The organism is Blochmannia endosymbiont of Camponotus pudorosus, assembly GCF_059934925.1.
This window is the reverse complement of sequence record NZ_CP011793.1, coordinates 677,093-700,140: the sequence shown is the minus strand read 5'-3', so window position 1 is coordinate 700,140 and position 23,048 is coordinate 677,093. Positions and strand designations below refer to the sequence as shown.

Annotated in this window: 18 protein-coding genes; 9 read left to right on the top strand and 9 right to left on the bottom strand. The window is 24.5% G+C overall.

What is annotated here, in order from left to right:
• Window positions 1–132: 132 nt before the first annotated feature.
• The 7 genes from metE to polA all read left to right on the top strand — a co-directional run bounded on the left by metE (window position 133) and on the right by polA (window position 12,822).
• Window positions 133–2,448: a 5-methyltetrahydropteroyltriglutamate--homocysteine S-methyltransferase gene (gene metE / locus Bpudo544_RS03155; protein WP_500825318.1), complete on the top strand. Its 2,316-nt coding sequence runs from the start codon at window positions 133–135 to the stop codon at window positions 2,446–2,448.
• 644 nt (window positions 2,449–3,092) lie between these two features.
• Window positions 3,093–4,577 (top strand): DNA recombination protein RmuC, encoded by a 1,485-nt coding sequence (rmuC, locus tag Bpudo544_RS03150; protein ID WP_500825317.1) that lies wholly within the window; start codon window positions 3,093–3,095, stop codon window positions 4,575–4,577.
• 191 nt (window positions 4,578–4,768) lie between these two features.
• On the top strand, window positions 4,769–5,530 hold the full coding sequence (gene ubiE, locus Bpudo544_RS03145; protein WP_500825316.1) for a bifunctional demethylmenaquinone methyltransferase/2-methoxy-6-polyprenyl-1,4-benzoquinol methylase UbiE: 762 nt from the start codon (window positions 4,769–4,771) through the stop codon (window positions 5,528–5,530).
• Window positions 5,531–5,779: 249 nt separating this feature from the next.
• Window positions 5,780–7,417 carry a ubiquinone biosynthesis regulatory protein kinase UbiB gene (gene ubiB, locus Bpudo544_RS03140; RefSeq protein ID WP_500825315.1) on the top strand — a complete coding sequence of 546 codons (1,638 nt, stop codon included), beginning with the start codon at window positions 5,780–5,782 and terminating at the stop codon, window positions 7,415–7,417.
• Window positions 7,418–7,529: 112 nt separating this feature from the next.
• The gene (gene ubiD / locus Bpudo544_RS03135) at window positions 7,530–9,011 is read left to right on the top strand and encodes a 4-hydroxy-3-polyprenylbenzoate decarboxylase (RefSeq protein WP_500825314.1); all 1,482 of its coding nucleotides are present in this window, start codon (window positions 7,530–7,532) and stop codon (window positions 9,009–9,011) included.
• Between the two features lie 150 nt (window positions 9,012–9,161).
• Entirely contained in the window at window positions 9,162–9,806 is a 645-nt protein-coding gene (gene dsbA, locus Bpudo544_RS03130; protein ID WP_500825313.1) for a thiol:disulfide interchange protein DsbA, read from the top strand.
• A gap of 166 nt (window positions 9,807–9,972) precedes the next feature.
• Window positions 9,973–12,822, top strand: a complete 2,850-nt coding sequence (gene polA / locus Bpudo544_RS03125; RefSeq protein WP_500825312.1) for a DNA polymerase I — start codon at window positions 9,973–9,975, stop codon at window positions 12,820–12,822.
• Between the two features lie 460 nt (window positions 12,823–13,282).
• Here polA and rpoZ read toward each other — a convergent pair whose 3' ends face one another.
• The 5 genes from rpoZ to dut form a co-directional block, all read right to left on the bottom strand.
• Window positions 13,283–13,465, bottom strand: a complete 183-nt coding sequence (rpoZ, locus tag Bpudo544_RS03120; protein ID WP_500825311.1) for a DNA-directed RNA polymerase subunit omega — start codon at window positions 13,463–13,465, stop codon at window positions 13,283–13,285.
• A 95-nt stretch (window positions 13,466–13,560) separates the two neighbouring features.
• Window positions 13,561–14,193 (bottom strand): guanylate kinase, encoded by a 633-nt coding sequence (gene gmk / locus Bpudo544_RS03115; protein ID WP_500825310.1) that lies wholly within the window; start codon window positions 14,191–14,193, stop codon window positions 13,561–13,563.
• Between the two features lie 218 nt (window positions 14,194–14,411).
• Window positions 14,412–14,846, bottom strand: coding sequence for a MarR family winged helix-turn-helix transcriptional regulator (locus tag Bpudo544_RS03110; protein ID WP_500825309.1), 435 nt, complete (start codon window positions 14,844–14,846; stop codon window positions 14,412–14,414).
• A 586-nt stretch (window positions 14,847–15,432) separates the two neighbouring features.
• Window positions 15,433–16,290 (bottom strand): YicC/YloC family endoribonuclease, encoded by an 858-nt coding sequence (locus Bpudo544_RS03105; RefSeq protein WP_500825308.1) that lies wholly within the window; start codon window positions 16,288–16,290, stop codon window positions 15,433–15,435.
• A 200-nt stretch (window positions 16,291–16,490) separates the two neighbouring features.
• On the bottom strand, window positions 16,491–16,943 hold the full coding sequence (gene dut, locus Bpudo544_RS03100; RefSeq protein WP_500825307.1) for a dUTP diphosphatase: 453 nt from the start codon (window positions 16,941–16,943) through the stop codon (window positions 16,491–16,493).
• Between the two features lie 336 nt (window positions 16,944–17,279).
• Between dut and rpmB the strand changes: the two genes are divergently transcribed.
• Together rpmB and rpmG are read left to right on the top strand one after the other, a co-directional pair.
• Window positions 17,280–17,525, top strand: a complete 246-nt coding sequence (gene rpmB, locus Bpudo544_RS03095) for a 50S ribosomal protein L28 (RefSeq protein ID WP_500825306.1) — start codon at window positions 17,280–17,282, stop codon at window positions 17,523–17,525.
• 4 nt (window positions 17,526–17,529) lie between these two features.
• Window positions 17,530–17,691: a 50S ribosomal protein L33 gene (gene rpmG / locus Bpudo544_RS03090; RefSeq protein ID WP_500825305.1), complete on the top strand. Its 162-nt coding sequence runs from the start codon at window positions 17,530–17,532 to the stop codon at window positions 17,689–17,691.
• 289 nt (window positions 17,692–17,980) lie between these two features.
• Here the strand turns inward: rpmG and waaA are convergent, their stop codons facing one another.
• The 4 genes from waaA to rfaD all read right to left on the bottom strand — a co-directional run bounded on the left by waaA (window position 17,981) and on the right by rfaD (window position 22,765).
• Complete coding sequence (gene waaA / locus Bpudo544_RS03085) at window positions 17,981–19,270, bottom strand: lipid IV(A) 3-deoxy-D-manno-octulosonic acid transferase (protein WP_500825304.1); 1,290 nt, start codon at window positions 19,268–19,270, stop codon at window positions 17,981–17,983.
• A 422-nt stretch (window positions 19,271–19,692) separates the two neighbouring features.
• Window positions 19,693–20,682, bottom strand: a complete 990-nt coding sequence (gene waaC / locus Bpudo544_RS03080) for a lipopolysaccharide heptosyltransferase I (RefSeq protein ID WP_500825303.1) — start codon at window positions 20,680–20,682, stop codon at window positions 19,693–19,695.
• A 27-nt stretch (window positions 20,683–20,709) separates the two neighbouring features.
• Window positions 20,710–21,792, bottom strand: coding sequence for a lipopolysaccharide heptosyltransferase II (gene waaF, locus Bpudo544_RS03075; RefSeq protein ID WP_500825302.1), 1,083 nt, complete (start codon window positions 21,790–21,792; stop codon window positions 20,710–20,712).
• Window positions 21,770–22,765 carry an ADP-glyceromanno-heptose 6-epimerase gene (rfaD, locus tag Bpudo544_RS03070; RefSeq protein WP_500825301.1) on the bottom strand — a complete coding sequence of 332 codons (996 nt, stop codon included), beginning with the start codon at window positions 22,763–22,765 and terminating at the stop codon, window positions 21,770–21,772. Before rfaD ends, waaF begins: the two co-directional genes overlap by 23 nt.
• Between the last annotated feature and the right edge of the window lie 283 nt (window positions 22,766–23,048).

Here is a 23,048-nt window from a genome sequence, read left to right as displayed (position 1 = left end):
AATTTTTCTTTTGTTTGAAAAATCTATGTTAACTAAAAATTTTATAATCATTATACTGAATTTATAAATTTTATATCAATTAAAACACATTAGTATCGTTGCATAATAAATTCTATACGGAGTGTAAAAATAATGACAGTACTTGGTCATACGTTAGGATTCCCTAGAATTGGTTTATATAGGGAATTAAAGAATGCATTAGAACAATATTGGAAAAAATCAATTAATCAAGATAAGTTATTGAATATTGGTCAAATGATACGTATGAGACACTGGCAACAACAAATAAATTCTGGAATAGATCTGATTCCAGTAGGAGACTTTGCTTGGTACGATCATGTCCTGACTACAAGTATGATGCTAAATAATATACCAAAGAGATATTGCTCGCATTTTTCTCACCAAGAAAACAATAATCTAGACATGTTGTTTCATATAGCCAGAGGATATTCTAAAAATGATGTTAACATTATACCTTCAGAAATGAAAAAATGGTTTAACACAAATTATCACTATATAGTTCCTGAATTGACTCAAGATCAAGAATTTAAATTAAGTTGGACTCAATTATTTGATGAGATTGATGAAGCCTTATCTTACCACCATGCCATTAAACCGATTTTATTAGGTCCACTTACTTACTTATGGCTCGGAAAAACAAAAGAAAAAGAATTCGATAAATTGTCCTTATTACCATCATTACTACCAATATATCAAGAAATATTAAATATTTTATCAAAAAAAAACATTGATTGGATACAAATTGATGAACCTGCTTTAGTTTTAGAATTACCAGATAAATGGATAAAAGCATATTTATACACTTATCAGAGACTACATCATAATTCTATAAAAATATTATTAACTACTTATTTTGATAGCATTAATCATCAATTAGACATAATAAAAAAATTTTCAATAAATGGATTACATATAGATTTAGTTTCCAATGCAAAGCATAATAATATATCCTTTTTACACGAACAACTACCAAAACATTGGATTTTATCTGCTGGAATAATAAATGGAAGAAACATCTGGAAAACTAATTTATATTATTGGTTTAAGCAATTATCTCCAATAGCTACACAACGAACAATATGGATAGCATCTTCTTGTTCTTTACTACATAGTCCAATAGATTTAAATTTAGAAACTAATTTAAATAATCATATAAAGACATGGTTTGCATTTGCATTGCAAAAATGTTCTGAAATAAAAATGCTATGTGATGCTTTAAATTCCAATAAAAATAATAATTTATTACATATAAATACACTTAAAAAATATTTTCATACTGTTAATGATAGCAGATTAAATTCTGATCTTGTACATAATACTCAAGTCCAAGAGCGCTGTAAAAATATTTCTCATATTCCATTATCTAGAAAAAATACTCATGATATAAGATTTAATTTGCAACATAAACAATTTAATTTACCATTATATCCTACTACTACTATCGGTTCATTTCCACAAACCCAAGATATTCGAAGATTACGTTTAAAATTCAAGAATGGACAAATAAATAAAAATGACTACTCTGATAATATAAAGAAATATATTAAACAAGCTATTACAGAACAAGAAAAATTAGACCTAGATATTTTAGTGCATGGAGAACCTGAGCGTAACGATATGGTTGAATATTTTGGAGAACATCTAAATGGATTTTCTTTTACGCAACACGGATGGATACAAAGTTACGGATCTAGATGTGTGAAACCTCCAATAATTATAGGAGATATTAGTCGTCCTCATCCTATTACTACAACATGGATAAGTTATGCTCAATCATTAACAACAAAACCAGTAAAAGGAATATTAACCGGACCTGTCACTATATTAACTTGGTCTTTTGTACGTGAAGATATACAACGACATACAGTATCTTTGCAATTAGCTCTATCAATACGAGATGAAGTTATGGATTTAGAAAAATCTGGAATCAAAATAATTCAAATTGATGAACCTGCTTTTAGAGAAGGATTACCTCTAAAGCAATCTGAGCAATCACAATACTTAGAATGGGCTATTAATTCTTTTAAAATTACTGTATCATCAGTACAAAATACTACTCAAATCCATACTCATATGTGCTACTCTGAATTTGATGAAATAATATGCACCCTTTTAAATCTAGATGCAGATGTAATAAGCATTGAAGCATCTAGATCAGACTTAAAATTATTACAATTTATACAAAAAAATACAAAAAATAATTTAAATGAAATTGGACCTGGGATATATGATATTCATTCTACTAATGAACCTTCCATATCTGATTTAGTAAAAAGACTACATATATTTAAACAATACATTCCAAAAAATCGACTATGGGTTAACCCTGATTGTGGATTAAAAACTAGATCATGGTCTGAAATAAAACGTTCATTATATAATATGGTTACTGCGGCAAAAATTTTACGTAATTCCAATAATAATTAATATCTTATTTTATAATAGGTAATTAAATATCTAATAATATAATTAACAAAAATCAATAAAAAAAGAACTTTTTATTTGCAATACAAATATCAAAAAAATCTTCTATTACATCTAAAAATATATATAAAAATAAAAAATATATCGATATAAATATAATTTAACACATATAAAAACCAATATAATATTAATAAACACAATTAAAAATATTTTTACTCATCATTCAATTCTATTTTCTATTAAAGTAATCTTTGTAGTAAAAACCACAAAAATAGTAACAATTAACAATTATATATTACAATAAAATCAATAATATATCATTAGACATACTTTACTAATCAATAAAATCAGATACTATACTAATTCTTCTATAAGAAGATATTCATCTTATACATCTATATAAAAATTATAATTAAATATATGATATCAGTAAAAACAAGAATTAAAAATCGAAAAAATATCCTTAATTTAAGAAAATTGATAATATTCATATATGCATATATTGATTTAAAACAATTATTTAATCTACAATAGATTCCCATTCTGTATATAAACATTCACATATTTCTTTAAAAAATAAATAAAATAATATTTAATATATAATTATTGTTTACACCATTAATATAATTTCGTTATTATTAAAAATTATGAAAATAATTTCAATCACTACATATATTATTATTGGAATAATTACAGGAATAATATTTACTTATATCTTTTTTAAAAAATCAGTACAAAAAAACATTCAAAAACATAAAAATAATTATATCGATTATGAAAAATCATTAAATATAACCCTAAAAAATCTGCAATATGAATTTACCTTAAAAAATGAAACAGAAAAAAAATTGTACAACGAATTACATAATATGCATGAATTAAATAATAAATTATCTGTAGCAGAAGAACGTTTAAAATCATTAGATTATTATCGTCAACAATACGAACATTTATGTAATGAATTACAAAGTCAATTAAAAATTAATCATGAACAAGCTTTAAAATTAAAAGAATTATATGTGCGACTCGAAGAATATAAATTGTCTGCAATAAATAAAGAAAAAATACTTACCAATAATGAACATAAATTAACTATGCAATTTGAAAATTTAGCAAACCGAATTTTTGATCAAAATAGACATAAAATAAATGAACAAAACCGTTCGACTTTAGATAACGTCTTACATCCACTTCGAGAACAATTAAATATATTTATTAATCAAATACAAGAGAATTTCTCTAAAGAAGAACGTATGAGACATAATTTAACTTATGAAATCCATAATTTACATCAATTAAACACTAAAATTACTCAAGAAACAATTAATTTAACTCAAGCTTTAAAAGGTAATAATAAAATTCAAGGAAATTGGGGAGAAATGATTTTAACTAAAGCGCTAGAAATATCTGGAATGCGAGAAGGACAAGAATTTCATTTACAAGTGAGTATAAAAGAAGCAAGTGGACGAAAATTACAACCTGATGTTATTGTTCATTTACCTCATGGAAAAGATGTGATAATTGATTCTAAAATATCATTAATAGCTTATGAGCGTTATTTCAATAGTAATAATGAACAAGATAAACACGCAGCTCTTAATGATCATATACATTCGTTACGTACCCATATTAAATCTTTAAACAAAAAAAACTACCAAGAATTAATTCAATTAAACACACTTGACTACATCTTAATGTTTATTCCTATCGAATCAGCTTTTACCTTAGCTATTGAGACAGAATCGTCATTGTTAACAGAAGCTATGAATCGAAACATTATGTTAGTTAGTCCTACCACACTATTAGTAGCACTAAGAACTATTAATAATTTATGGCGCCATGAACGACAAAATTTTAATGCTAAAAAAATTGCAGAAAAAGCAGGACGATTATATGATAAACTAAAGTTATTTATGGATGATTTAAACAAAATTGGGCTTCATTTGAATAAAGCAGAAATTATATATAACTCTGCTAAAAATAAATTTTCTGAAGGAAAAGGTAATATTATCAGTCAAGTAGAAAGTTTTCGGACTCTTGGAGTTCAAATAAAACACCCAATTATTTCTAATAATACATCACCTACAAATAATACTGCATTAGAGCCAGAGGATACGATAACTAATTCATAATTTATTAGATGTATCACATTATGATACTAGACTATATAAAATATATAATCTATAAACTAATATCAAAAAACTACCATCTTTATAGTATAAAATACCGTTGGTATAATATATATAATAAAAAATTCTAATACATCAACTTGGAATGAACTACTATAAATAAAATATACATACATTACTTACACATAAAATTTATGAAAAATAAATATAAAAATAATATGACACACTTTGGTTTTCAACATGTCAATAAATTCATTAAATCATATTTGGTGGCTACTGTATTCCATTCAGTAGCCACCAAATATGATTTAATGAATGATTGTATGTCTTTTGGGTTACATAGACTGTGGAAACGTTTTTTAATTCAACAAAGCAATATATCTACTGGTTGTAAAGTGCTAGACTTAGCTGGAGGAACTGGGGATTTAAGTATCTCTTTCTCTAAATTAGTAGGACAAACTGGGATAGTAATTCTACTAGATAATAATATTTCAATGTTAAAAATAGGCCGAAGAAAATTAAGAAATTTAGGAATATTAAATAATATTCAATACATACAAGCGGACGCTGAAAATTTACCTTTTTCTAATAACACTTTTAATTGTGTAGCTGTATCTTTTGGTTTACGTAACTTTACAGATAAAGAACAAGCATTATCTGAAATGTATCGAGTTTTAAATCCAGGCGGAAAATTATTAATTTTAGATTTTGGGGTGCCTATATTTAAATTATTAACTATATTTTATGATTTATATTCATTTTATATTATCCCTAAAATAGGACAAATAATAGCGCAAGATATGAACAGTTATAAGTATTTAGTTGAGTCTATTCGTATGCATCCAGATCAAGAAACTTTAAAAACTATGATAATACATGCAAACTTTCAAAACGTCGAATACATTAATATGACAGGAGGAATAGTTGTTCTGCACCATGCACATAAAAAATATTAACATAATCATATTTATTTATTATTAATAAATTATTCAATATCACTTATTTCAACTAAAATAAAAATATTAATACTTAATAAACATTAAATTAAAAATATTTGAAACAACACTAATCATGATCAAATACTCAAACAATCAAAATTTATACTGAATCAATTATAGATCAAAAATCATAATAATAAAATAAGAACAATATTAAGTAAATGAAACAAAACTGTTATTTAACGTTTAAATATTAGAGAAAATATAATGATTTTTAACGAATGGAGTAGATTATGTTTCATTATCCGAATAATATTGAACTATGGATTATTGAATTTTATTCCCATCAATCGATTAGCTTTTCCAATTAAAATAGGCATTCAACTTCTATTAAAAATATTTAATAAATATTCTCAATTTTCACCAGGAAAACGATTACGTCTAGCATTACAAGAATTAGGACCTATATGGATAAAATTAGGACAAATGCTTTCCACTCGTCATGATATTTTACCCAATGCTATTGCAAATCAGTTAGAAATATTACAAGATCGTGTCTATCCTTTTGATGGAGCTTTAGCTAAAATACATATAGAACAAGCTATTGGAAGTTCTTTAGAAAAATGGTTTGAAGATTTTCAAGAAATTCCATTAGCATCAGCATCAATTTCTCAAGTACATTCTGCAAAATTCAAAAAAAATGGAGAAAACGTAGTCATTAAAGTTATTCGTCCTGGTATTTTACCTATTATTAAAATAGATGTAAGTTTAATGTATAAACTATCAAAATGGTCCTACAAATTTTTACCAAAAGGAAAAAAATTTAAATTTTCAAATATTGTTTCAGAATACGAAAAAACTTTATTTAATGAAATTAATCTTCTTAAAGAAACTGCTAATACTATTCAATTACGAAGAAATTTTAAATCCAGCAATATATTATATATACCAAAAGTATATGTAGACTTTTGCAGTAAGAATGTAATAGTCATGGAGCGTATTTATGGCATTCCAGTATATAATAAAAAATTATTAAAACAAAAAGGTTTTAATATGAAACTTTTAGCAGAAAGAGGTTTAGAAATATTTTTTACTCAAGTTTTTAGAGATAGCTTCTTTCACGGAGATATGCATCCTGGTAATATTTTTATTTGTTATAACAATCCTGATAATCCAAAATATATCAGTATCGATTGTGGAATTATGGGATCCTTAAGTAAAAAAGATAAATATTATTTAGCATCAAATTTTATTGCCTTCTTTAATCGTGATTATCGAAAAATAGCAGAATTACATTTAGATTCAGGTTGGATACCCATAGACACTAATATCGAAGATTTTGAATATGCAATGCGAACAGTATTTGAACCAATCTTCGAAAAACCATTAAAAGAAATTCCATTTAGCAATGTATTACTATATTTATTTAATACTGCAAGATTTTTTCATATGGAAATACAACCACAATTAATTTTATTACAAAAATCTTTATTATATGTTGAAGGAATAATGAGACAATTATACCCAAATTTTAATTTATGGGAATCAGCAAAACCATTTTTAGAGCAATGGATGAAAGAACAATTAAAACCGTCAAAGATAATACATATGTTAAATGATAAAATACCTTATTGGATAGATAAAATTCCAGAATTACCATTATTTTTATCTAATACATTGCAATATTCCAATGAAATGCAAAAAAAAATAAATGTTTTAACTAAAGAATTACGCATACAACGTACTCACAATGCTCAAGCATTTTTTTTATTTGGTATTGGACTGACGTTTATTATTATTGGTATCTACTGGTTTATACAAAATAAAAATACTGAATTTTTACCTATTTGTATATTCCTATCCGGAATTTGTATTTGGATAATAGGATGGAAACGAATCATGTAATAAACTATCAATAACATTGCTTATACTCCAAAAAAATATGTTATTTTATAATAAATAAACAAAAAAAATAAATTCAAAATACAATATACACAATACTGGTAAAAATAATATTATGAAATATAAAGATTTGCGTGATTTTATAAAAATTTTAGAACATGAAAAAGAATTAAAAAAAATTGCACTTCCTATTGATCCTAATTTAGAAATTACTGAAATTGCAGATCGCACACTTAAATCTAAAGGCCCTGCTTTATTATTCACCAATCCTACAGGATACTCTATTCCTGTGTTATGTAATTTATTTGGCTCTATTGATAGAATAGAATTAGCTATAAAACAAAACAATATTTCATCTTTACGTAATATCGGTAAAATATTAGCTTTTTTAAAAGAACCGAAACCTCCAAAAGGATTATTAGATTTATTATCTAATATAGCTCATTTTAAACATATTTTAAATATGCCTACTAAACTTTCAAATAAAGGTGTATGTCAAGAAAATATACAATATGAACAAGACGTAGATATCACTCGAATTCCAATAATGAAATCTTGGCCACAGGATATAGCTTGTGCAATTAATTGGGGTATCACAATAACTCAAGGGATCCAAACTAAACGGCAAAACTTAGGTATTTATCGTCAACAGGTGCTATCTAAAAATAAAATTATCATAAGATGGCTTCCTCATCGAGGTGGAGCATTAGACTTTCAAGAATGGTATACAACTTCTTCGGAAAAAAAATTTCCTGTCGCTATAGCATTAGGAGCAGATCCAGCAACCTTAATTAGCGCAGTAATTCCTATTCCTAATTCACTGTCAGAATATGCTTTCGCTGGATTACTCAGAGGAAGTAAAACTGAAATTACAAAATGCATTTCATGTGATTTATATGTTCCATCAACTTCAGAAATTGTATTAGAAGGATACATAGAACGTGACAATATGGCCCCAGAAGGGCCATTTGGGGATCATACAGGATACTATAATGCTATTGAACAATTTCCGGTTTGCACTATCACTCATATAACTCATAGAAATAATCCAATTTATCACTCCACATATACTGGTCGACCTCCAGATGAACCTGCTATTTTAGGTATGGCCATGAATGAATTATTTATTCCAATTATACAAAAACAATTTCCAGAAATTATAGACTTTTATTTACCTCCAGAAGGTTGTTCCTACAGATTAGCTATAATTACTATAAAAAAGAAATATATAGGACATGCTAAAAGAATAATTTTTGGGATATGGTCTATTTTATATCAATTTATGTATACAAAATTGGTAATAATTTGTGATAACGATATTAATGCTAGAGATTGGCAAGATGTAATATGGGCTATTACCACTCGTATGGATCCAAATCGTGATATAATTATTGTAAAGAATACTCCCATAGATTATCTTGATTTTTCTAGTCCTATTTCTGGATTAGGATCAAAAATGGGAATAGACGCCACAAACAAATGGCCTGGAGAAACTCAAAGAACATGGGGTACTCCTATTAAAATGAATAAAGACATACAATCTCGCATTGACAATATATGGGATGAACTAAATATAATAAAATCTATTAAAAAATAATTTCTTACAAAGAAAAAGCATTCCCTTATTAAATTTATAAATGTGTAATGTGTTTTCAAAATACACAAAAATATTAACTTTTATTTATACAATTTTATTAAATGATTTAAACAATATATATTATATTAATAATAGCTGCATACACACTATATGACTAACAAAATTTTTATAAAAAAAATATATTTTTTAATAGTTATTTTTTTTATATCTTCAAATAATGTTATATCTTTACCAATTATAGAAGGAAGACAATATATTAAATTAAATAAACCTATTCATAACGCTCCAAAGATACTAGAATTTTTTTCTTTTTATTGTTCGCATTGTTATCAATTTGAACAAATTTATAATATTCCAAATACTATACAAAAAAAATTACCTAAAAATACTATTTTTTATAAATATCATGTAAATTATCTAGGAAATTTAGGAAAACAATTAACACATGCCTGGGCTGTAGCAATAGCCTTAGGAATAGAAAATAAAGTTAGCTCTATTTTATTTGCAGCAATACAAAAACAACAATCTATTCATACTGTAGAAGATATTCGAAAAATATTTATCAAATTTGGTATTGATGCTGATAAATACGATTCAGCTTGGAACAGTATTTTAGTTCAATCTTTAATTTTAGATCAAGAACAAGCAGCTATTAATTTTCAATTAAAAGGTATTCCTGCAATATTTGTAAATGGAAAATATATGGTAAAAAATGATCAATTAGATATTTCTTCAATTCCTGTGTACATCCAACAATTTTCTGAATTACTTAATTTACTAATAGAAAAAAAATAACAATACGTACTTATTAAAAAAAATATATAAACAAAAATAAACAGATATTTCAATATTTAGCCTTCTGTTTTAATAATAAATATGATAATTTAATTATCACAAATAAAATAGACAATGTCTTTTTATTCAATTCATATAAATAAATCATATGAAGTGAAAATATTGCATGATTAAAATTACGAATAGTCCAATTATTTTGATAGATGGGTCGTCTTACATATATAGAGCTTACCATGCATATCCATCTTTGACTACAAGTAAAGGATACCCTGTTCAGGTTATTTATGGGGTAATAAATATGATTACAAGTTTATTAATAAAATATCAACCTGATCGTATAGGTATTGTGTTCGATGCTCCAGGAAAAACATTTCGTGATGATTTATTTGAACAATATAAAGCACACCGATCTAAAATGCCTGCAGATTTATACACTCAAATTACTCCATTGAATAAAATAATTAGAGCAATGGGAATTTCTACATTCTATATATCTCATGTAGAAGCAGATGATGTTATTGGTACATTAGCCACTTTTTATGCTCAACGCAATGAAACAGTACTCATCAGCACTGGGGATAAAGATATGGCTCAAATTGTATCTTCTAAAATTATTTTAATAAACACCACATCAAATATGGTATTTGATTCCGCAGAAATAGAAAAAAAATTCGGAGTACCTCCGAATTTAATAGCAGATTATTTAGCATTAATTGGAGATCGTTCTGATAACATTCCTGGAGTACCAGGGATAGGAAAAAAAAACGCACAAATCCTATTGACTAAAATAGGAACTCTCAAAAAGATATATCAAAACTTAGATAAAATTCCTATATTAAATATTCGAAATTCTCAGTTCATTCAAAATTCATTAATCACAAATAAAAAGTTAGCTTTTCTTTCTTATAAATTAGCATCTATTAAAATAGATGTACCTTTAAAAAAATCTGATTATATATTATCAATACAAAATATTGATTTTAAAAATTTATTCCTATTATTCCAAAAATATGAGTTCAAGACATGGGCATCAGAATTAAAATTAGGTACATGGTTAAAAAAATATAAATATTATAAAAAATTAACTCAAAATTATCAGATAAAAAATATTTCGTTCTGTACAGACATGACACAACATACATTTAATCATTATTTATTTCACTCAAAAAAAAATACAAATTATATCATATCTAATATTTCATCCTTAACGGATTGGATACAACAAAACAACACCCATAATTCTTTTATATTCAATATATATGCAAATAATTCTAACATTTTTGAACCTCAAATACTTGGTTTATGTTTATCTACATATACTATGTATGCTATACATAATATATATATACCAATTAGTATTAATAATACTATCCTGAATAACAATAATGATAAATTAAAATACGGTTTAAATCTTACAGAGGTATTACCTATACTAAAACCAATTTTGGAAAATACAGAAATAAAAAAAATTGGACAAAACATGAAATTAAATTTTTCTTTATTAAAACAATATAATATTAATTTATCTGGATTAATTTTTGATGTAATGTTAGAACTATATGTATTATACGGAACTTCTGATTATCAAAATATAAAACGTTTCATACGTGAAAAAATAATATTGGATTCAATTTCAAAATTTAAACAAACCTATGATAATTATCATAACAGTTACATGATTAAAAATACTAGAAATATACAATTAGAATCATCATGTTCAGCACAGCTAATGTATTCTATATCAAATTTACACCATACTTTGTGGTCAGAAATTACAAAACATAACAAACTAAAAAAAATATTTATAAATATAGAAATGCCGTTAATTTCCGTTCTTTCCAGGATTGAAAATTATGGAGTACTAATAGATAAAAAATTTTTAACTTCTCACTCAATAGAATTAAATTCCCAACTAAATAATTTGCAAATACAAGCATATCAATTAGCCGGTACTTCATTTAATTTAGATTCAACTAAGCAACTACAAGAAATATTATACAACCAACAGAAATTACCAATTTTAAAAAAAACTCCTAATGGAGCTCCATCAACCAATGAAGAAGTATTAAAAAAATTATCCAAAACATACTCTATTCCAAAAATCATTTTAAAATACAGGAGTTTATCTAAATTAAAATCAACATATACAAATAAACTAATATCTATGATTAATAAAAAATCAAATCGAATACATACCTCGTACTATCAAACTAGAACTTCCACAGGACGACTTTCTTCTGCAAACCCTAATCTCCAAAATATCCCTAATCGAAATTACGATGGAAGGAAAATACGTCAAGCTTTCATTGCTCCATCAGATTCTTTAATTATATCAGCTGATTATTCTCAAATAGAATTAAGAATTATGGCTCATTTATCTCGTGATTTTAAATTAATTAACGATTTTCTTGAAGAAAAAGATATTCATACTACAACGGCCTCTGAAATATTCGTTACATCCTTAAATTTAGTTACAGGAGAACAAAGACAACGAGCGAAAACTATTAACTTTGGTCTAATTTACGGTATGACTGCTTTCGGATTAGCAAAACAGTTATCAGTTACATTTAAAGAAGCTCAAAAATATGTGGATCGTTATTTTCAACGATATCCAGGAGTTATGAAATATATGCAATATATTAAAGATAGTGTTTATGAATACGGGTATGTATCTACTTTAGATGGACGTAAATTATATTTACCAGATATTTATTCCTCTAATATATCTCAAAAAAAAAGCGCAGAAAGATCAGCAATTAATGCTCCTATGCAAGGAAGTGCTGCAGATATTATCAAAAAAGCAATGATAGCTATTGATTCTTGGATTCAAAAAGAAAATAATATTCCTATTCATATGATTATGCAAGTACATGATGAGCTAGTTTTTGAAGTTCAAAACACATTTGTAGATACTGCAATAAAACAAATAAAAAAACTGATGGAAGAATGTTTTATTTTAGATGTTCCTTTAAAAGTAGATATCGGAGTTGGTAAAAATTGGGAAAAAGCTCACTAAATACTAATTGTATTATTATATAATGCAATATATTATAGTTGGTATTGTTGTCGTATATAAAAATTACCTTATTCGTCGTCTTTAATCAATCAAGAATTATTTTATTCATTATAAAACTACTTGTTATACGATGCTAACAAAACTTTGATTTATTCATTACCTTATAAATAAGTACCTGTAATTATTAAAAATAATTATACATAACAATATTTAATATTCATGATGATACCTAAATTAAATGAAAACTTTTCGAAAGAAAATTTAAATAAAAAATCTTTATGAATAATTATGTTTATATTAATTTAATTGAATATATTACTGAGTTCGATCCTTATAATTATTTTATAAATAACCATACATAATTTACTAAAACAATACCGTATTACAATCAGTTAATACATAAACTTCTACTCTCATTTCTTAAATAAGAAATTAAGCAATTATAATACTTCATACTATATCATTCTTTCTTAATTATTTTTTTTAAGTATATATATTCTATTTCTTTAAGAGCACGAACAGTACATTTACTTTTAGGCTGTTTGATCATATAATTCTCTTTCTCTTCATTTTGTATTTGTCTTGCTCTTCTAGAGGCTTCTAATATTAAATCAAATTTATTACTAATTTCTTCTGCTTTCATATTTTTCTATATTTATTTCATCTATTTTTATCTTATACATAACAATAATTAAAGTATACACTATATCTTTGTTATATCTTATTTTTGATAATTATTCATTTAGATAATAAATCAACAATTAAGCTATTACGTTGTCTTTCTTGATATATTAAGCGTAATTGTTCAGATAGTATTATTGATTGCAGATGAACTAATGCAATATCAAAATTATCATTAATAATGATATAATCATACTCTTTAAAGTGACAAATTTCATTAATCGCTTGAGTCATTCTTTTAGAAATAATTGAATCCGTATCTTGTCTTCTTGAATACAATCTTTCTTTTAATTCTTTTTTTGAAGGAGGAAGAATAAAAATCGCATAAAAATTATTTTTCTTTTCTTTTATTTGTTGCAATCCTTGCCAATCAATATCTAAAATTACATGAATTCCAGAATTCAACATAGATTTAATTTTACTTTCTTTAGTTCCATAATAATGATTAAAAATTTTCGCATATTCAAAAAACATATTTTTGTTAATCATAAATTCAAATTCTTCTAATGAAATAAAGTAATAATCTCTACCATGTACTTCTCCAGAACGTTTTTTACGTGTAGTATAAGACACAGATAACTGAGTATCAAACAATAAACAATTTTTTTCTTTCAAAGCACGTATTAACGTTGATTTTCCTGTTCCACTAGGAGCAGATATAATACACAATGAACCTATATTTTTTTTCATAAAATAAAAATTATTCCATATCCCATATTAATACACATTATACCCTGTATAAATGATATCTTATATAGGGTATAATGTGATTTTATTTTCTCTCATAAATTCATTAAATAATAAATTTAAATTACTATTTAAAATCAGAAAAATATAAATAAAATATTTTATTATATCTCACATATTTATGTAATAATTTTTAATAAATAAAAAATGAGCATAATAATTTATCTAGCTATTTTTTGCTGTATTTCTAATAAATTGCACACCTCATAAAAGTTTTTAAGTTGCACATCAGATAAAGGAGAAAATATTCGATCTAAAATTACATTATGAGTATGTTTAGCTATACGTAACTTATCTTTGCCTTTTTCTGTAATATGCACATATTTTACTCGCCTATCTGTAAGACTTTGCTGTCTACGTAACATTTTATCTTTTTCTAATGCATCTAGCACTGTAACTACAGTCCTAGATGAAAATCCCATATAATTTTTAATATCTGTTGCACTAGTTTTACCGGTTGTAATAAGATGAAGTATTTTCATTTTAGACATCGATAAGCCTTCATTAATTAACTGTCCATTTACTTCTTTACGAAGACGATGATAAACTCGGGACAAAGATTCTACCATGTTTGAAATATCCGTTAATCTATTCATAATTATGTATCTCTAAATTTCATTAACAATGATCATAAGATTTTTATTTATAGCAACTCTATAGTTGTAATATCCTAAAAAACTTAAACAAGAAATTAATTGATATACTATATAGATTAAAATATAGTAATTTAAAAAATTTTCTTGTACCTATAGATGGTTTAATATCAATTAATAAATTATTATTAAATTTTTACCTCCTCGCTATAACTCAATAAACAATACACGTAAGCATCTATAAAAATTATAGATAATTTTTATTCTATCGAAGTTTTAAAAAATTTGAAATATTCCTGATTGGAAAAAGAATTACTAAAAAAAAGATTAATTTTGATATATTTTTTATATTTTATGAGTTTTTATTATGAAATTATTAGCATATATGCTAATAATTTCATAATATTTCAATATTTTTATAAGATATAGAAATATTTTTTTATATTTTTTTATATTTTAAAAAATAAAAAAAATATTTCTATATCTTATAAAAATTATATTTTATATTAATTTAATTTCAAAATTTATTAAATAAACTATCTAAAAAATTATTTTAAATAAAAACTGAAATAATTTTATATATTTTATATTATTCAATATTTTGTACTTGTTCTCGGATTTGTTCAATTAACACTTTTAAAGAAATAGATAAACGTATTATATTTGCATCTATTGATTTAGAAATTAAAGTATTAGTCTCTCTTTGCAATTCTTGAGTTATAAAATCTAATTTTCTTCCAATAGGTCTCAACTTTTCAGAAAAAATACAATTATTCATACTGTCAACATGGATAATAATACGATCTATTTCTTCTGAAATATCAATTTTTTGAGTGATTATTAACAATTCTTGTTCTAGTCTTGTTCTATCTATCGTAGCGTAAATACCTTGTACCTGTTCTAAAAGTTTCTTTCTTTTTTTTATTAGAAAATTAGGAACGACTAGCTTAATATCTGCTATTATTTCTGAAATTTTTAATAACCTACTAATTAGATGATTTTTTAATAAAATTCCTTCTTCATTTCTACTGTTTATCAATTTATTTAATACTGTTTTAAAACTTATTAATAATTCCTTATTAATAAGATGTGTATCCTGTCGTTTACAGGAAATTACTCCTGGGTAAAATAAAATCTGAATAGGATCAATATTCCCTTCTTGAGTCTTTAATTTAATTTGTTTTGCTGAATTTATTAAAAATTCAATTAAACTTTCATTAATAAACAAATTATTTTTATAACAAGAATCCATATTAATCTTTAAATTACATTCAATCCTACCTCGAAATATTTTATTCTTAATTATTTGTCTGATTTCCCATGATAAATCCTGAAAATTTTTAGGTAAATCAATACCAATATCTAAATAACGTTGATTTAAAGAACGAATTTCCCAAAATCCATATCCCCATGTGCAAGATATTTCCTGCCTTGCAAACGCAGTCATACTATTAACCAAAATTTCCACTCACTCATATATAAATACTAGTTATTAACAATAATGTATACAAATTATTTTATATTACTTATTAATTCATATAATCGACATATGATAAATAATAAAATTCACCCATTATCAAAACACAATTAAAGATTTTAAAAGATGAATACAATAATTAATAACATACTTTAAAAAATTTTTTCTATTTATGTAGAATGACCTAATCCTTTAGTCCCTCGTATACTACAAGATTTAAAAGATTCAACCAAATTAAATTTAATTTGAACAATAGATATAAATAATAATTGTGCTATTCTTTTCCCAGGAATAAGAATAAATTCCTTTTTTCCTCTATTCCATAGAGAAACTTTTATTTCTCCTTGGTAATCTGAATCAATTAATCCTATAGAATTACCTAAAACAATACCATGATAATGTCCTAATCCAGATCGAGGAAGTACAATTCCTGCTACTTTAACATCAGCAATATATATTGCAATACCAGTAGAAATAAGTTCAGTTTCTCCAGGAAGAATGCTAATAGAATTATCAAGACATGCAAACAAATCTAATCCTGCAGATCCTGGAGTTATATATGTAGGAATTAAAAAATCACTACAAACACGATTATTAATAATTTTAATATCAACAATTTTCATAGTTTATTATAAAATAATTACTAATATATTATCTCAATTATAAAAAAATAACTACCAATATTTATATATATTTATTTTTTGAGGAAATAATTGCTAATGTAGAATATAATATATCCTGATATAAATTAATATCATTTTCAATAAAACAATTAATTATACATAATTATATATATAAAATATAATCAAAATTAAATTATGAATTAGTACAAAAATATAAAAGTCACTATCAATGTTATATAAAAAAATTTAATAATACAGCAAAAATATATCATATTTATGACGATTAGTTTATACTATTTATAGAAATATAAATTTCGATAAATAGGAATAGAGGTTATGTCTAGAATATGTCAAATTACTGGAAAACGACCAATAAATGGAAACAAACGTTCTCATTCTATGAATGCTACTAAACGTTGGTTTATCCCAAATGTTCATTCTCATCGTTTTTGGATAAATAATAAAAAAAAATTTTATTCAATTCGTGTATCTGCAAAAGGCATACGTTTAATTAATAAATTAGGAATTGATCAATGTTTATTAAGTTTACTTTCTAAAAATAAAACAATAAAAAAGAAATAATACAATGGCGAAAGAAATTCGAGAAATAATTTACTTATTTTCATCCTCTAAAAGTGGACATTTTTACACTACTACAAAAAACAAACGTTCAAATCCTGAAAAAATAAAATTAAAAAAATTTGATCCTATTATACGAAAACACATAATATATATAGAAAAAAAATAGAGATAAAATTAATATTAATGCCGTATAATCTATATATACTAAACATATAGATTTAATTTTACCTCTATTTTACCTTTATATCTTAAATTTATTTTATTATAAAGTTTCATTAACTCTTTTAATTAAAAATATTGAAAATTTAATCTAAAATACGCAAGCAAAATACAATTTAATCAACACACTTAACAAATACAACAAAATTGTCATTTAATAAAATTAATATATACCATAATTTATACAATATTTTTAAATAAATATAATTACAGTTTATATGCTTATGATAATATCATTAATTCAAATAATTACACAAGACACTAAATGCTTTAGACGTAGCTCCTTGATTATCTTGTAATGCTTTATAAGCACAATTACCATAACGTAAACGCAGATCACGATCTTTCAATAAAATACACATAATATTAATTAAATCATCAGCATTAATAATGTTAATTAACCCTCCTGATTTATATAAGATAGAATAAATATTATTAAAATTAAAAGTATGAGGGCCTACAATTATAGGAATAGCATATATTGCTGGCTCTAACGGGTTGTGCCCTCCATGTTTTATTAAACTACCTCCGATAAAAGCTATATCTGAAATTCCGTATAACAACATTAATTCCCCTATAGTATCATTAATAATTACTTGGGTATTTGCTGATGGTATCATTCCGCTACTTTTTGTAATATAAGAAAACCCAGCATTTTTAGTAATATTTTTAATATCTAGAAAACGTTCTGGATGTCTTGGAGATAAAATCATAATTAAATTTGGAAATATAGTTAAAAGACTTTTATGTACTTTTAATAATACTTGTTCTTCCCCTTTATGAGTACTACCAGCTATCCATACTAAACGGTCTTTAATCCAATTCTTTTTAAAACATAAAATTTGATTTAATGTATCTTGAGTAACTGTAATATCAAATTTCATATTACCCATAATACATAACTGATCTTCTTTTAATCCTAATTTTAAAAATCTCATTTTATCTTCTTGATATTGTGCAGCAACCATAGTAATACGTTGAACAATATTGTAGAAAAAATAATTGAATTTTTTATATTTACTAAAAGAATTATTAGATAGTCGAGCATTAAGAATAATAACAGGAATTCTATACCGATATAATATATTAATTAAATTTGGCCATAATTCTGTTTCTAAAATAATAACTAATTTAGGTTGAATATGCTTGATAAATCTTTTTATAGCTCCAGACAAATCATACGGAAGATACATACATTGTATATTTTTAAAATTCAATGAAAGTTGTTTAGCTAGCTTTAAACCAGCTGGCGTCATTGAAGTAATTGTTATTCTAATATTAGGATAATTTTTTTGTAACTTATGAATTAAAGGAATTATTGATAATAGTTCTCCCACTGATACTGCATGTAATACTATACTATCCAATCTTCTAGCATTTAAATTATTTTGATAATAACCATAACGATTGGACCAATTTTTTCGATATTCAATCGTCTTTAAACTCAATCGCAATAGTCGAATCCAAATTATAGGTTGAATAACATATACAATTATATTGTATATAATAATACAGAGAATATACATTCTGTTATTTTTTATAGTTTTATTTGCCACGCTCTTTTTAAAATTAATTATCAATATTTTAATAAAATATTTGTAAAAATCATTAAATTGATGTTATTATATGTATAATATTAAATATTATACATATAATGTATCCTATAAGATTTTATATATAATATATCATGTTTAATATGGTTTTCTAGTTTTTAAAGAAATTAAGATAACAAAAATACAGGAGCGTCGTTATGTATAAAATTCTACTTAATAAATACCGAATTTTTATGAATAAATTAATCACTTTAATTTTAAGATATTTTAAAAAATAGATTAAACATTAACAACAAAAAATCAATTTTTCTGTTATTAAACTTTATTTAATAAAATACTATTTTCATTACTTCCGTAATTTTATTATACTACAATCTAAAAATGATGGACTAATATTATACAAATTTAATGTTGTTGTTCAAAAATTTTTTTTTAAATTTTTTCCAAACAAATTCTGGAGTAATATTCTTCATTTGATTGGTAGTTGATTTTATAATAGTTTGATTTAATCCGTATGTACCTATTAACGCTGGATCAGTTGGTCCATACAATGTTAGATTCGGACAATTAAGAGCCGCTGCTAAATGACTTAATCCTGTATCTACTGAAATAATTGCTGAAGCTTGTAAAATTTGAATGGAAATTTCCCATAAAGTCAAATTTGATAATATTAGAACTCGATCAAAATAATTTCCAAGACGCTTTGCTAATAATTCTTCTTGCTTTGTCCAAAATGGAATTTTTACATAATAAAAACCTGATTTTAATACTTTTTGGATAAAAACATACCAATTAAAATCAGACCAACGTTTTGAAAAACAAGAAGTAGAATGTAATAACAGTAAATAAGGCACATCACATTTCTTTATACAAGACTGAAATGTATTTTTAATATTATATTCTCCTGGATATGCTGGAACTGAATACCCTAAACTATAAGAAAACAATTTTCTTATACGTTCAATGGCATGTTGAGCTTTATTAACATAAAAACACTTATCGTAAAACTTACAACTTATAGGTTCTTTAGCGCTTAGTCGATCTAAACCACATTTTGTTCCAATAGCAAAATGTGTTGCAAACAAAGATGTTTTTAATAAACCTTGAGCATCAATTATTACATCGTATTTTTTAGATTGTAGTTGTTTAATACAATTAAAGTATTCTTGCCAAGAATATAAATTACACCATTTTTTTTTCCAAATCCTTAATTTAATAGGAATAACTTCATATACAGATGAATGCCATTGAGGAATATTAGAAAAAGTTTCTTCTACAATCCAATCAAACATTATATTCGGCACTAAACTTACAGCATCAGTTATTGCAGGTAAAGTATGAATAATATCTCCCATAGAAGAAATTTTTATAATTAAAACATTCATGCTATTATGATATTTATATAAATATTACTAATAATTTAATAATTTTTTTAATGTGTTAAATACTAGTATTGGAGTAATTTTGTTAAAATCTTTATAGTAACCATCATTATTGTACATATCTTGATTAGTTTTTTTTATTTTATTGTGTTTTAAATTAAGCGTTATATTATTATCACAACAAATTACTTTACTTTTTGAAAATAAAGGAGGAGTACAATACGGATTACTAGGTCCATATAGACTCACTACAGGTCGATTCAGAGCACACGCTATATGCATTAATCCAGAATCATTGCTTACAATACCTGAACAAACAGATATAATTATAATCGCTTCATCTAAAGAAGTCCGTCCAATAAGATTATGATAATTCTGTTTTAATTTTTTTAACTCATGAAACTTAGTCATTTTACTAATTAATATTCGATCTATATATGATCCTAATAAAATTACATGATAACCATGATAAATTAATTTTCTAGTCAAATCGATATAATGATAATGAGGCCAATTTTTTGATAATCCACATGCAGATCCTAGACATAATCCAATTAATTGATTTCTTTTTATCTTATTTAATTTAAATTTTACTAGTATATCTTGAATTTCTTTTGCTTCTATTTGTAATGTAGGTAATGGCAAAGGATCAGGTAAATCAAAAAAATGTTGTACAATCTTACAATTATATGCTAATGCAGCATATCTATGTATCATTAATGGAAATGATAATTTATTTAATATACGTAAATCATTTAATAATCCATATCTCATTTCTCCTCTCCATCCTGTTCTAATAGGAATATTAGATAAAAAAGGTATTAAAGCAGATTTAAATGAATTTGGAAGTACTATTGCTTGTTCGTAGTATTTTTTTTTGAGCAATTTTCCTAACTGATAACATTTTAATAATTCTAAAGTTCCATGAGTATACGGAATAATGAATATTTTTTTTACTTCTATCATTCTATTTAATACAGGTTTACACCACATTGGAGTAACAACATCTATTTTTAATTGAGATCCATATTTAATAACAAGTAATCTATATAAGGCATGCGATATAATCGTATCTCCTATCCAAGAGGGACTAATTATTAATATTTTTTTCATCACAATAAAAATTACTCATTTTTTTTGTATATGTATAAGTCAGCCAATTTAAATATTTATAAATACCTTCATTAACATCAATAAATTGACATTCATATCCTATATTTTTAAGTTGAGAAGTATTCGCTTTTGTAAAAAATTGATAATGTTTTTGAATCTCTTTTGGCATAGTAATGTATCTTATGGAAGTACTATGATTTAAATAATTTAGTGCAACATTAACAACAAATTCAAAAGATTTAAAATCACCTGTACCACAATCAAAAATTCCAGATACCTTATTATCCCAAACCCATAAATTTATTTTTACTACATCATCTATATATACGAAATCTCTTTTAAAGTATTTACTTCCTGTAAATAAAACAGGTTTTTTTTTATTTTTTATTTTTTTATATAAATTAAAGATAATACTAGCCATACGGCCCTTATGACACTCATAAGGGCCGTATATATTAAAATATCGTAATCCACATATTTGAGAATTTGCTTTTGGAAGTATATTTAATACATACCTGTCAAATAAAAATTTAGAATATCCATATATAGTTAAAGGATTCTCTTTAACTATATTATCCTTCTTTTCATAAAAAGGATTCATATAATTTCCATATACCGCAGCAGAAGAAGCATATATAAAAGGTATTTTATATTTTAGACAATACAGAAGTAATAATTTCGAGTACTCGAAATTATTACGCATTATATAATTACCATTCCACTCAAGAGTATTAGAACAAGCTCCCTCATGAAATATGACTTCTGCGTCTTTAAAATAATTAGGCTTATTTAATATTTTAGAAATAAAATAATCCTTATCTTCATAATCTAAAATATTTAATGTTACTAAATTAGTATATTTTTCTCCATTTCTTAAATTATCTACTACTAATATTTCTTTTTTATTCAATGCATTTAATTTCTTAATAATATTTCTTCCAACAAAACCAGCCCCTCCAGTGACTATAATCATAACTAACATCTCTTCTCAATTTTTTTAAAAAGTTACTTCATTTTTGTAACAGTACATTACTAATGTTTTTTCTGTTAATTTTTTTTTGTTATTCAATTCGCTCACTTACAAGTAATAATATAAATATACTACTTGCAAGTGTCACTGAGCCAATAAGAAATCCGATCTTATACAAATTGACATACAATCATAATAATTCACATCAATACTCGTTGGCAACTATTTATTTTTATCTTAAATACCCTATATTAAACCTCATAATTAATTAAACTATTAATGATGC